Here is an 11,927-nt window from a genome sequence, read left to right on the forward strand (position 1 = left end):
ACACGTTCCGTGCGGCGCTGGGCGTTCCCGCGGAGCTGAAACTGCGCTTCGGCATCTCCTTCGGGCCCGGCGACCGGTCCTCACCGATGTACGACAGCGGAGCGTGGTACTGCACGACCCCCCCGGCGTGCTCTGAGTCCGGGGTCAGCCGAGCTTCGCGGCCTGGGCCTCGATGACCGCCGTCGGCTGCGGGAAGGACTCGCCGCGGCCCACCGCCGCGATGTTGAAGGACGAGAAGCCGGCGAGGGTGCTGCCCTGCCGGAAGACGACCACCTTCGTCTCGACGGGGTCGCCGTCGATCTTCGTGGCCACGGTCCAGGCGACGGCGTCCTCGCCGGCCGAGACCTGCTCCTCGGTGATCTTCGTGACCTGCTGCTCGTCCCCGTCGAGCGACATGGCGAAGCCCGAGGCGCACTTCTCGCCGGCCTGCCGCAGCGCGGTGAGGGCGGCTTCGGCGCCGTCCGCGTCGTAGGACCACAGGGAGGTCATCGTCTTGGTGATGTCGAGGGAGGCGAGGGTGGCATCGGCGGCCTCCTCCTCCGTCATCTGCGCCAGTTCCTCCATCGAGGGCAGGCCCGCCCTGTACGCCTCGGACTCCTCGGTGACCAGTCGCTGGACGGTCGCCGCCGGCTTGCCCGCGGGCAGCGCCGACAGCACCTGGGCCACGGGTTCGCACTCGGTCTTCGGCACGGAGAGCGAGGCGGCGTCGGAGACGTCGTCCTCGGTGGGCTTCGCCACTTCCTGGCCCTTGATGTCGCCCTTGGCGACGATGAGTTCGTCCAGTTCGGCCGCGGTCAGCGCCTTCGCGGCGGAGGCGGTGGTGGTGGCGCTTGCCTTCGGCTTCGCGTCGGCGGTGTCGTCGTCTCCGCCGCCGCACGCGGTGACGAGGAGGGCCAGGGTGACCGTGCCGGCGGACAGGACGGTGGATCGTATGGTGCTGTTCACGTGAGCAAGACCGGCATGGACCGTTCAAGGTTGTACGGGTATTCGGATGTGCGTTCCCCGCCGGCGTGCGTTATGATCATCTTGCTGGTCAGCCAGCGACGCGTTGGTGGTCCAAGGAAAGACGTCCCGCTTCCTGCGGGGAGATGCAGGTGCAAGGCCTGCCCGGCGCTCCACCGAAGGAAGGGCCCGGTACCGCTCGTCGAGAGCGGTACCGGGCCCTTCCTCGTTCACGCCTGGACCAGTGGCTCCCGTGTGAACAGCGCGCCCAGTTCCGGCGCGTTCACCCGGCGGTCCGCCAGCCGCAGGCCCTCCCAGACGGTGACCTGGTTGGCGGTGAGGACCGGCTTGCCCAGCTCCTTCTCCAGGGCGGGGATGTACGCGGCCGTGTGCAGGGCCGTGTCCGGGAGCAGGAGGACCTCCGCGTCCGGGTGGTCCGCGGCGCGGGCCAGGGACAGCACCTCGGTCTCGCCCCAGGTGCCGACCTCGGCCGCCGTGACCACGCCCGCGCCGCGGACGCCGAGGACCTCCAGGCCGGCCGCGCGGAGGAAGTCCGCGAAGAGGAGGGCCACGTCCTCGGGGTATGTCGCGCCGATCGCGACCCGGCGCGCGCCCAGCTCCCGTACCGCGTGCGCGAAGGCGAAGGACGTGGAGGAGGCCGGCAGGCCGGCCGTCGCCGCCAGCGCGCGGACCTGCTCGTGGGCGCCGTCCCAGCCGTGCACGAAGCTGCCGCTGGTGCAGGCCCACACCACGGCGTCGGCGCCCGCGTGCCGCAGTTCCTCGACGCCCGCCGCGAGCCGCGCGGAGGAGCCCATCTCCAGCAGCGCGTCCACCCGGTGCGCGTCCTCGCCGATGTCGGTGTGCACCAGGTCCACCCGGATGTCGCTGCCCAGCAGCTGCTCGATGCGTGGGTAGTCGTCCTCGCCGGAGTGGCCCGGGTACAGGAATCCCAGTGCTGTCATGTCCACCCTTCCTGCTGCTGCTCTTCTTCCGGCACGCACCGCGCCGCCGGATCGGTCAGCGCCTGGTACGGCCCCACGGCACGGGTACCCAGTCGGCGCAGTGCCGCCCACATCGTCACTTGGTTGGCCGAGATCACCGGGAGCCGCAGCTCGGCCTCCAGTTGCGGGATGACGTCGTAGGTGGGCAGGTTGGTGCAGGAGATGAACAGCGCGTCCGCCGCGCCGGGGCGCGGGACGGCCTGCCGGGCCATGGCGGCGACCTCCCGGTAGGGGACCTTCCAGATGTGCCGGGTCAGGCCCATGAAGGCGCAGCCGGTGACCGTGACGCCGCCCTCGGCGACGTACTCCGCCAGGGAGCGGGTGACCGACACGGTGTACGGCGTCACCAGCGCCACCCGGCGGGCGCGCAGCTCGGCGAGGGCCTCCAGGAGCGCGCCGGAGGTGGTGACGGACGGGGTGGCGCCGGCCCGGGTCATCGCCGCGCACATCGCGCGCTCGCCGGGGACGCCGCCGACGAAGCTGCCGGAGGCGCAGGCGTAGGCGACCACGTCGGGGGAGATGGCGTTCAGGGTCCGGGTGGCTTCCTGAAGGGTCTCGTGCTCGCTGACCAGGCGGGCCAGGTCGAGGCCGACCTCGACGGGGACGAACGGGGTCCGGGTCATGTGCAGGGAGACCTCGTCGGGGACCCAGCGCCACAGCTCGCGGTCGAGTGCGAAGTCGAAGGGAGCGACGACACCGACCCCGCGCTGCGGGGCCGGACCGCCGAGAAAGGAGATGTCCATGGGCACGCACCCACCTCACACCGAAGGAGCCTCACACTGAGCGAGGAGTGGACAACGCACCGTGCGCACGGCCGTGTTGACGAAGGTAGGTTCCGGTGCGAGCGTGGTCAATCCGCCCGCGTCACCGGCAGGTCAACAGCTGGTTAATCCATCGCTCAGGCCCATCACTCAGGCCCTCTTCGTGGAGATCATCCGTGTCCCTTTCCGGCCGTCCCCGTGTCCTCGTGCTCGACGCCGATCCCCGGCCCCGGCTCGGCCGGCTGACCGGGCGGGCCGTCGTCGAGTACGTGGCTCCCGCCGCGCTCGCCGGGCGGCTGCCGTCGGCCGACGTGCTGCTGGTGTGGGACTTCTTCTCGGACGCCGTGCGCCGGGCCTGGCCGGGCCCGGGGCCGCGGCCGCGCTGGGTGCACACGGCGAGCGCGGGCGTGGACCATCTGATGGGCCCGGAGCTGGCCGCCTGCGACACGGTGGTGACCAACGCGCGCGGCGTCTTCGACGAGCCCATCGCGGAGTACGTGGCCGCGCTGGTGCTGGCGCTGGCCAAGGATCTGCCGAGGACGCTGGAGCTCCAGCGGGAGCGGGTCTGGCACCACCGGGAGTCGCAGCGGGTGGCGGGTGGCCGGGCGGTGGTGGTCGGTACGGGGCCGATCGGGCGGGCGATCGGGCGCACTCTGGGGGCGCTCGGTATCAGGACGGCGCTGGTGGGACGGGTCGCGCGCCCCGGCGCCCACGGTCCGGAGGAGCTGGACCGGCTGCTCGCCCGCGCCGACTGGGTGGTCGCGGCGGCGCCGCTGACCGAGCGGACCCGGGGGATGTTCGACGCCCGGCGGTTCGGGGTGATGCAGCCGTCCGCGCGGTTCGTCAACGTCGGGCGGGGGCCGCTGGTCGACGAGGAGGCGCTGGTCCGGGCGTTGCGCGAGCGCGGTATCGCGGGGGCCGCCCTCGATGTGTTCGCGCGCGAGCCGCTGCCCGCCGACAGCCCGCTGTGGGACGTTCCCGGTCTGCTCGTGTCGCCGCACATGAGCGGCGACACGGTGGGCTGGCGGGACCAACTGGGCGCGCAGTTCGTGGAGTTGTTCGAGCTGTGGGCGACGGGCCGGCCGCTGCCGAACGTGGTCGACAAGAAGCGCGGGTACGTACCCGGACACTGACGCCCCTGGAGGGTGCATGACCGACCATGACCTCAGCACACTGACCGCATCGCAACTCCTCGACGGCTACCGTACGGGCGCCTTCAGCCCCGTGGACGCGGCTCGCGCGGCGCTGGCGCGGGCCGCGGAGATCCAGCCGGAGGTGAACGCGTTCGTGCGGATCACCGCCGAGGAGGCGCTGGTCCGGGCCCGGGAGTCGCAGGAGCGGTGGCGGCGCGGGGAGCCGCGCGGGCTGCTGGACGGGGTGCCGGTGACGGTGAAGGACATCCTGCTGATGCGCGGGCATCCGACGCTGAAGGGGTCCCGGGCCGTCGCGGAACAGGGCGCCTGGGACGAGGACGCGCCGTCGGTGGCCCGGCTGCGCGAGCACGGCGCGGTGTTCCTCGGCAAGACGACGACACCCGAGTACGGCTGGAAGGCGGTGACCGACTCGCCGCTGTCCGGCGTGACCCGCAACCCCCGCGACCCGACCCGCACCGCGGGCGGCTCCAGCGGGGGCGCGGCGGCGGCCGTGGCGCTCGGCGCGGGGCCGCTGGCGCTGGGCACGGACGGCGGCGGCAGTGTGCGCGTCCCGGCGTCGTTCTGCGGGATCTTCGGACTGAAGCCGACGTACGGGCGGGTGCCGCTGTACCCCGCGAGCGCCTTCGGGACCCTCGCGCACGTGGGTCCGATGACCCGGGACGCGGCGGACGCGGCGCTGCTGCTGGACGTGATCGGGGTGCCGGACGCCCGGGACTGGTCGGCGCTGGGGCCGCCGGCGGTGTCGTACCGCGAGGTGCTCGGCGCCGGGGTGCGGGGGCTGCGGGTGGCGTACTCCCCCACCCTCGGCGGGCAGGTGGCGGTGCGGCCGGCCGTGACGGCGGCGGTACGGCGGGCGGTGGAGCGGCTGGCGGAGCTGGGCGCGTACGTGACGGAGGCCGACCCGGACGTCACCGACCCGGTGGACGCCTTCCACACGCTGTGGTTCAGCGGGGCGGCTCGGGTCGTGCAGCACCTCGGGCCGGGCCGCCGGGAGGTGCTCGACCCGGGGCTGCGGGAGATCTGCGGGCAGGGCGCGCGGTACTCGGCGCTGGAGTACCTCGCCGCGGTGGACGCCCGGATGGAGCTGGGCCGGCGGATGGGCCGCTTCCACGAGGTGTACGACCTGCTGCTCACCCCGACCCTGCCGATCACGGCGTTCGAGGCGGGCGCGGAGGTGCCGAAGGGCTCGGGGCACCGGCGCTGGACGGGCTGGACGCCGTTCACCTACCCCTTCAACCTGACCCAGCAGCCGGCCGCCACGGTCCCGGTCGGCCACGACGGCGACGGGCTGCCGATCGGGATGCAGATCGTGGCCGCCCGGCACCGCGACGACCTGGTGCTGCGGGCGGCGCACGCGTTGTACGAGGCGGGGGCCGCCGCATGACCGTGCGGAGAGCGGGGTGAGCGCGGAGACGGTCATCGCGGTCGCCGCCACCGTCATCGCGCTCGGCTCGCTCTGGGTCAGCTGGGCGCAGACCAGGGCGACCCGGCTGCACAACCGGCAGTCGGTCAGACCGCTGCTGCGGATCCGCCGGATACGGCAGGACGACCTGGTCGGGCTGAAGCTCGTCAACGCCGGGCTGGGGCCGGCCGTCGTGACGCGCAGCGTGGTGTTCCTGGACGGCGTGCCGGCCGGGGAGTGGAACCGGGAGGTCAAAGCGGTCCTGTTCACTCCCGGCCGGTGGCCGAGGACGTACTCCCTGCGGGCGGGCTCGGTGGTGCTCGCCGGGCAGGAGGTTTTTCTGGTGCGGCTGGACGGGCCCGGTCCCGACCGGCTCCAGGAGTTCTGGAGCCTGATCGACCGGCGGCTGGTCATCGAGGTCGAGTACGAGTCGCTGTACGGCGGTGAGGGGTTCTCCGTGACGTCCGCTAAGCCCGCCGGCGGAAGCTGAGGGTCTCGCCCTGCGCGCCCGTGCGCCACAGGTCGTTGCAGGCCGCGGCCATCTCGTCCAGGCCCTCGGTCACCTGGCCCCAGACGGTGCCGGGGATCCAGCCGACGTCGCCGTTGAGCAGCAGGTTGTTGCGTTCGTAGAAGAGGGCCAGGTCGACCAGGGTGGTGCCGGCGTCGACCCGGCGGTCGTAGCCGTATGCCTTGGTGCCCAGCTCGGCGCCGGCGAAGGCGAAATAGCACAGGTCGCCGGGGATGGGGGTAACGGTCGGGTTCTCCATGGGTGGTTCGGTTGTCGCGAACGGGGAGAAGAGGGCGTAGATCTCGTTTCGGGCGTATTTGGCGTGGTAGACGTCGCCGGACACTGGGAGCGCGTCCCAGACGGCCGCGCAGGTGCGCGGGGCGCGGTCGTCGAGCAGCCGGGCGGTGCACTGGATCCCGCGCTTGACCAGCGAGACCTCGAGGTAGCGATCGGTCATGCCGTCCATGGCAGTGCCCCCGGCCGCGCGGGTCAAGAGGGCCCGCCCGCGCGAAGGGGCCGGAAAAGACCGGCATAACTTCCCGGGAGTCGGGAAGGCGCGCGCCCATGGCTCCACCACACAGAACCCCGACACGGGGACGATTCGACCGCATGCGCGGGATATCCGGGACCCCCGGGCCCAGTCGCCGAACGCTGCTCGCGGGGGTCGCGGCGCTCGGCGCGCTGGGCGCCGCCGGATGTTCGCGGGTGGCCACCGCCTCCGACACCGAGGGCGGTGACCTCCTGGACCGGCTGCGGGCGCAGGGCGTGGCGCGGCTCGGTATCGCCGGGGAGATCCCGTTCGGGTACATCGACAAGAACGGGGAGCTGACCGGCGAGGCGCCGGAGCTGGCCAAGGTCATCTTCAAGCGGCTCGGCGTGGACCGGGTGCAGCCGGTGCCGACCGAGTTCGGCTCGCTCATCCCGGGGCTGGCCTCCCAGCAGTTCGACGTCGTGGCGGCCGGGATGTACATCAACCCCGAGCGCTGCGAACAGGTCATCTTCTCCGACCCCGACTACCAGATGCTCGACTCCTTCATCGTCCGCAAGGGCAATCCGCTGGGGATCGAGAACTACGCGGACGTCGTCGCGAAGAAGGCGAAGTTCGCCACCGGCACCGGATACGCGGAGATCGCCTACGCGGTGGAGGCGGGCTACAAGGAGAGCGACATCCTGATCGTCCCCGACCAGGTGGCCGGCCTCAACGCCGTCGAGGCCGGGCGGGTGGACGTGTTCGCGGGGACCGCGCTGACCACCCGCGAGGTGGTGAAGAAGTCCAGCAAGGCCGAGGTGACCGAGGCGTTCAAGCCGGTCGTCGACGGCGAACCGCACGTGGACGGCGGCGGGTTCGCCTTCCGGCCCACCGAGACCAACCTCCGGGACGCCTTCAACGAGGAACTCCACAAGCTGAAGGACAGCGGCGAACTGCTGCGCATCCTCAAGCCGTTCGGGTTCACCGAGGACGAGATGACGGATCTGACCGCGAAGGAGCTGTGCGGCGGATGACCTCGGGACTGTGGGAACTCGTACTCAAGGGCGTCTGGGTCACCATCCAGTTGCTCGTCTGCTCGGCGCTGCTCGCGACCGCCGTCTCCTTCGTGGTCGGCGTCGCGCGCACCCACCGGCTGTGGATCGTCCGCTTCCTGGCGGGCTTCTACACCGAGGTGTTCCGCGGCACTTCGGCGCTGGTGATGATCTTCTGGGTGTTCTTCGTGCTGCCCCCGGCGTTCGGCTGGCAGCTCGTCCCGCTGTGGGCGGGCACCCTGGCGCTCGGCCTGACCTACGGCGCGTACGGCGCCGAGATCGTGCGCGGCGGACTGCGCGCCGTCGACCCGGCGCAGAAGGAGGGCGGCATCGCGCTCAGCTTCACGCCCTGGCAGCGGATGCGGCTGATCCTGCTGCCGCAGGCGGTGCCGGAGATGATCCCGCCGTTCTCCAACCTGCTGATCGAACTGCTCAAGGGCACCGCCCTGGTGTCGGTCATGGGCATGGGCGACCTGGCGTTCAGCGGCAACCTGGTGCGCCTCGCGCTCCAGGAGAGCGCGGAGATCTACACGTACATCCTCCTCATCTACTTCGTGATCGCCTTCGCTCTCACGCGGGTGATGCGCGGACTGGAGAAGAAGCTGAAGGCGGGGGTCGGCAAGGCGCCGGCCAAGAAGAAGACGGTCCTGCCCGAGCCGGTCGAGATCGAGGCGGGTGCGCGATGAACTGGGACTGGGACGCGGTGTCCGACTTCATGCCGCACTTCTGGGACGGGCTGCTGGTCACCCTGCAGATCCTCGTCCTCGGCTCGGTGATCTCGTTCCTGCTGGGCCTGGTGTGGGCGCTGCTGATGCGGGTGCCGTCGCGCTGGGTGACCTGGCCGGTCGGGGTGGTCACGGAGTTCGTCCGCAACACCCCGCTGCTGGTGCAGCTGTTCTTCCTCTTCTACGTGCTGCCCGAGTGGGGGATCACCGCCTCCGCGATGACCACCGGTGTGATCGGCATCGGCCTGCACTACTCGACGTACACGATGCAGGTCTACCGGGCCGGCATCGAGGCGGTGCCGGTCGGCCAGTGGGAGGCCGCGACGGCGCTGAACCTGCCACTGCGCCGCACCTGGACCGCGGTGATCCTGCCGCAGGCGGTGCGCCGGGTGGTGCCCGCGCTCGGCAACTACGTGATCTCCATGCTGAAGGACACGCCGATGCTGATGGCGATCACCGTGCTGGAGATGCTCGGTGAGGCCCGCCTGTTCTCCCAGGAGACCTTCCGGTTCACCGAACCCCTGACGGTGATCGGCCTCGCCTTCATCGTCATCTCCTATCTGGCCTCCCTTGCCCTGCGAGCCCTGGAGCGACGCCTTGCCCACTGACACCCTCCCCCAGCCCGAGAAGAGCCCCGAGAAGCCGGCCGGTGAGCTGATCCGTCTGGAGCAGGTCACCAAGCGGTTCGGGACCAACACCGTCCTGGACCACCTCGACTTCTCCGTCGACGCCGGCAAGCACGTCACGCTGATCGGCCCGTCCGGGTCCGGCAAGACGACGATCCTGCGGCTGCTGATGACGCTGCTCAAGCCCGACGAGGGCACCATCACGGTGGCCGGGCAGCAGCTCTTCCCGGCGCCCGACAAGCAGGTCCGCGAGGTCCGCAAGAAGATCGGGATGGTGTTCCAGCAGTTCAACCTGTTCCCGAACATGTCGGTACTGCGCAACATCACCGAGGCGCCGGTCACCGTGCTCGGCATGTCCAAGGACGAGGCCGAGGTCCGGGCCCGGGAGCTGCTCGACCTGGTGGGGCTCGCCGACAAGTGCGACGCCCGGCCCACCCAGCTCTCCGGCGGCCAGCAGCAGCGCGTCGCGATCGCCCGCGCGCTGGCGATGCGGCCGCAGGTGCTGCTCCTTGACGAGGTGACCTCCGCGCTCGACCCGGAGCTGGTGGCCGGCGTCCTGGACGTACTGCGGGACATCGCGCGCTCCACGGACATCACGATGCTCTGCGTGACCCACGAGATGAACTTCGCCCGGGACATCTCCGACCAGGTACTGATGTTCGACTCCGGGCATGTCATCGAGGCCGGCTCGCCGGAGAAGATCTTCAACGAGCCGGAGCACGACCGGACCCGGGAGTTCCTCAGCGCCGTGCTGTGACGCGGCGGGCCGGGCGGGCGGTGGATGTGGTCAACCACCGCCCGCTTCCGGCCGCCCGCCCCTATCGTGGAGGGAGCTTCACCGGCGAGCGCAGGGGGAGACCACCGTGGCGCTGCACCACGAGCCGACCGCGCCGCACCACTCGGTCCAGGACGCCCTGCGCGTACTGGAGACGGTGGCGCGGCAGACCACCGGCGTCACCGACACCGAGCTGGCCCGGCGCACGGGCCTCGGCCGGGAGCGGCTGACCCCGCTGCTGCGGATGCTGCGCCGCGAGGGATACGTCGGGCAGACCGCCGACGGGACGTACCTGGCCGGCGCGGCCCTGGCCCGGCTGAGCTCGGCGCACGGCCGCGAGCAGGCGCTGCGCGACAAGCTCCAGCAGACCCTGGACCGGCTGCGCGACGCGGTCGGCGCGGCGGTCTATCTGAGCCGGTACGTCGACGGAGAGGTCAGCGTCACCCAGTACGCGGACGGTCCCGGCGCGCCCAAGGTCAACGAGTGGGTGGACTTCCGGCACTCGGCGCACGCCACGGCGATCGGCAAGAGCCTGCTGACCCAGCTGGACCAGGCCGGCCGCCGGGACCATCTGGCCCGGCACCGGATGGCGCGGCTCACCTCGCGGACGATCACCAGTGACCAGGTGCTGCTGTCCCGGCTGGCGGCGCAGCCGGCCTCCGTGCCGGTGCTGGATCTCCAGGAGTACGCGGTGGGGACGGTGTGCGCGGCGGTGCCGGTCACCGCGGGCGCGGCGGTCGGCTGTCTCGCGCTGTCGCTGCCGGTGGAGCGGGCGCACCGGCTGCGCCGGGCCGCGGAGGCGCTGAACCGGGGGGCGGCGCCGGTGCTGCTGTCCCTGGCCATTTAGAGCGGTGCGGGTGCGCGAGCACCCCGCCGGACCAGGTAGTATTTATCCGCACGCGCCGCTAGCTCAGTTGGTTAGAGCAGCTGACTCTTAATCAGCGGGTCCGGGGTTCGAGTCCCTGGCGGCGCACTGGACGGCAGGGCCCCTCGCTTCGGTGAGGGGCCCTGCCGCGTTGCTCAGAACGTGACGTCCGAGCACGCGTAGAACGCGTTGGCCGTGTCCGCGACCGTCCACACCGCGACGATCACATGGTGTCCGCTCAGCCCGGTCGGCAGCGCGCCGCTGTGCGAGAGGGTGGCCGGCGGCTGCTTGCCGCCGTAGGGGACCGTCAGGAACGGCGTGAGGTTGAGGTCGGACCGGGCCAGGTTGTGGTTCTGGTTCCAGCCCGGCTTGGTGACGTAGTAGGAGAAGTCGCTGGTGGAGTGCATGGCGGTGAACTGCCAGCGGAAGGTGTAGTTCTGCCCGCCGGTGACCTTCGTGGTGGGCCAGGCGGTGCCGCCGGGCGTCTTCGGGGCGTCGAGCTGGGCGAACCGGGTGTTGTTCGCGGAACAGATCTGCCCGTCGGCCGGACCGGAGGACGGGAAGCCCTTGGCGCCCTCGACGCTCTGCGGCTCCCACTGGATCGAGCCGCAGTCGCTGACGGAGCCGTTCTGGCAGAGCTTCTGCCGGCTGACCGGCAGGTCGGTGTAGCCGTGGCCGCTGGCGGCGCCGCCGGAGGTGAGCACGAGGGCGCCGGTGGTCGCCAGGCCCACCAGCCCGGCACCGAGCTTGGTCTTCTTGCGCATGCTGCCGCTCCCTGGAGGACGTGGGGGAAGTTCAGTGAGCCGTGCAGGTCTAGACCAAGTCCCAGATTATTGCGGCTACTTGAACATGTCCATACCAATAGGGGAACCGGCTGCGGGCGCGGCGCAGAACGCCACCGTGAGGTCCTTCACCAGCGCCTTGCGCTCGTAGTCGTCGAGTTCGACCAGCCCCCGGGTGGTGAGCCGGGTCACCGTGTCCTCCACCGAGTCCACCACCGAGGTCAGCAGACTCGCCCGCTGCGCCGCGTCGAGCACGGCGATCCGGCGCCGGTGCATCGCGGCGGCCACCTCCGGCGCGTACTCCACCCGCACCGGCCGGACCGCGAACACCTCCAGGCCGATCGCCGCCGCGTCCGCCGCCACCAGCCGGGTCAGCGCCTCCCCCGCCGTGTCGGCCGAGGCCCGCGAGGTGCCCGGCGGCTCCACCGGCACCCGGGCCAGCGCCGCCTCCACGCACTCGCGCAGATACGTCTCGTGGTCCTCGACGCCGAGCACCGCCCGCGCGGTGTCCCGCACCCGCCACACCACCAGCGTCACCGCCCGCAGCGCGACCCCGTTGCCGTCGGCCGCCGGCATCGGCCCGCTGCGCCAGTGCCGCAGCCGGACGTCGACCCGGCGGCGCAGCAGCAGCGGGTTGACCCACAGCAGACCGGTGCGCCGCACCGTCCCCCGGTAGCGGCCGAACAGGCCCAGCACCCAGGCCCGGCCGGTGCGGCCGCGGGCCAGCCCGCCGAAGCCGAACAGCCCGAGCGCCCCGGCGCCCGCGTACGCCGCCCACTGCCCGGGGCCTAGCCCCGCCCCGGCGCCGGCCGGCAGCCGCAGCGCTTCCAGGGCGAGCGGCGGCAGCACGCCCGCCCACCAGGAG

Annotated in this window: 14 protein-coding genes and 1 tRNA gene; 9 read left to right on the forward strand and 6 right to left on the reverse strand. The window is 72.0% G+C overall.

The window, feature by feature from the left end; all coding sequences use genetic code 11:
- Nucleotides 1-144: 144 nt before the first annotated feature.
- The 3 genes from ACTT8P_RS06050 to ACTT8P_RS06060 form a co-directional block, all read right to left on the reverse strand.
- The gene (locus ACTT8P_RS06050) at nt 145-945 is read right to left on the reverse strand and encodes a hypothetical protein (protein WP_442830474.1); all 801 of its coding nucleotides are present in this window, start codon (nt 943-945) and stop codon (nt 145-147) included.
- A gap of 227 nt (nt 946-1,172) precedes the next feature.
- The gene (locus ACTT8P_RS06055; protein ID WP_442830475.1) at nt 1,173-1,904 is read right to left on the reverse strand and encodes a maleate cis-trans isomerase family protein; all 732 of its coding nucleotides are present in this window, start codon (nt 1,902-1,904) and stop codon (nt 1,173-1,175) included.
- Nucleotides 1,901-2,686 carry a maleate cis-trans isomerase family protein gene (locus ACTT8P_RS06060; RefSeq protein WP_442830476.1) on the reverse strand — a complete coding sequence of 262 codons (786 nt, stop codon included), beginning with the start codon at nt 2,684-2,686 and terminating at the stop codon, nt 1,901-1,903. The genes ACTT8P_RS06055 and ACTT8P_RS06060 overlap by 4 nt, the downstream gene beginning before the upstream one ends.
- 194 nt (nt 2,687-2,880) lie before the next feature.
- Between ACTT8P_RS06060 and ACTT8P_RS06065 the strand changes: the two genes are divergently transcribed.
- From ACTT8P_RS06065 to ACTT8P_RS06075, 3 genes are read left to right on the forward strand one after another with little or no spacing between them, the layout of a single operon-like run.
- Nucleotides 2,881-3,837, forward strand: coding sequence for a D-2-hydroxyacid dehydrogenase (locus ACTT8P_RS06065; RefSeq protein WP_442830477.1), 957 nt, complete (start codon nt 2,881-2,883; stop codon nt 3,835-3,837).
- A 16-nt stretch (nt 3,838-3,853) separates the two neighbouring features.
- Nucleotides 3,854-5,242, forward strand: coding sequence for an amidase (locus ACTT8P_RS06070; protein WP_442830478.1), 1,389 nt, complete (start codon nt 3,854-3,856; stop codon nt 5,240-5,242).
- A 16-nt stretch (nt 5,243-5,258) separates the two neighbouring features.
- Complete coding sequence (locus tag ACTT8P_RS06075; RefSeq protein ID WP_442830479.1) at nt 5,259-5,750, forward strand: hypothetical protein; 492 nt, start codon at nt 5,259-5,261, stop codon at nt 5,748-5,750.
- Here ACTT8P_RS06075 and ACTT8P_RS06080 read toward each other — a convergent pair.
- Nucleotides 5,728-6,225, reverse strand: a complete 498-nt coding sequence (locus ACTT8P_RS06080; RefSeq protein ID WP_442830480.1) for a DUF3830 family protein — start codon at nt 6,223-6,225, stop codon at nt 5,728-5,730. The genes ACTT8P_RS06075 and ACTT8P_RS06080 overlap by 23 nt on opposite strands.
- Nucleotides 6,226-6,377: 152 nt before the next feature.
- Between ACTT8P_RS06080 and ehuB the strand changes: the two genes are divergently transcribed.
- The 6 genes from ehuB to ACTT8P_RS06110 all read left to right on the forward strand — a co-directional run bounded on the left by ehuB (nt 6,378) and on the right by ACTT8P_RS06110 (nt 10,388).
- Nucleotides 6,378-7,271, forward strand: a complete 894-nt coding sequence (gene ehuB / locus ACTT8P_RS06085) for an ectoine/hydroxyectoine ABC transporter substrate-binding protein EhuB (protein WP_442830481.1) — start codon at nt 6,378-6,380, stop codon at nt 7,269-7,271.
- A complete protein-coding gene (gene ehuC, locus ACTT8P_RS06090) occupies nt 7,268-7,975 on the forward strand; it encodes an ectoine/hydroxyectoine ABC transporter permease subunit EhuC (protein ID WP_442830482.1) in 708 nt (235 codons plus the stop codon). Before ehuB ends, ehuC begins: the two co-directional genes overlap by 4 nt.
- A complete protein-coding gene (gene ehuD / locus ACTT8P_RS06095; protein ID WP_442830483.1) occupies nt 7,972-8,622 on the forward strand; it encodes an ectoine/hydroxyectoine ABC transporter permease subunit EhuD in 651 nt (216 codons plus the stop codon). Before ehuC ends, ehuD begins: the two co-directional genes overlap by 4 nt.
- Nucleotides 8,612-9,397, forward strand: coding sequence for an ectoine/hydroxyectoine ABC transporter ATP-binding protein EhuA (gene ehuA, locus ACTT8P_RS06100; RefSeq protein ID WP_361159463.1), 786 nt, complete (start codon nt 8,612-8,614; stop codon nt 9,395-9,397). Before ehuD ends, ehuA begins: the two co-directional genes overlap by 11 nt.
- A 106-nt stretch (nt 9,398-9,503) precedes the next feature.
- Nucleotides 9,504-10,262 carry an IclR family transcriptional regulator gene (locus ACTT8P_RS06105; protein WP_442830484.1) on the forward strand — a complete coding sequence of 253 codons (759 nt, stop codon included), beginning with the start codon at nt 9,504-9,506 and terminating at the stop codon, nt 10,260-10,262.
- A gap of 52 nt (nt 10,263-10,314) precedes the next feature.
- Nucleotides 10,315-10,388, forward strand: a tRNA-Lys gene (locus ACTT8P_RS06110).
- A gap of 47 nt (nt 10,389-10,435) precedes the next feature.
- On the opposite strand, the gene ACTT8P_RS06115 is transcribed toward ACTT8P_RS06110, so the two are convergent.
- Both ACTT8P_RS06115 and ACTT8P_RS06120 read right to left on the reverse strand, forming a co-directional pair.
- Nucleotides 10,436-11,044, reverse strand: coding sequence for a lytic polysaccharide monooxygenase auxiliary activity family 9 protein (locus ACTT8P_RS06115; RefSeq protein WP_442830485.1), 609 nt, complete (start codon nt 11,042-11,044; stop codon nt 10,436-10,438).
- A gap of 75 nt (nt 11,045-11,119) precedes the next feature.
- A partial coding sequence (locus ACTT8P_RS06120; protein WP_442830486.1) for an SPFH domain-containing protein occupies nt 11,120-11,927 on the reverse strand: 808 nt, incomplete at its 5' end.

The sequence above is a fragment of the Streptomyces sp. JW3 genome (genome assembly GCF_052216785.1).
In the GTDB taxonomy this organism is placed as follows: domain Bacteria; phylum Actinomycetota; class Actinomycetes; order Streptomycetales; family Streptomycetaceae; genus Streptomyces.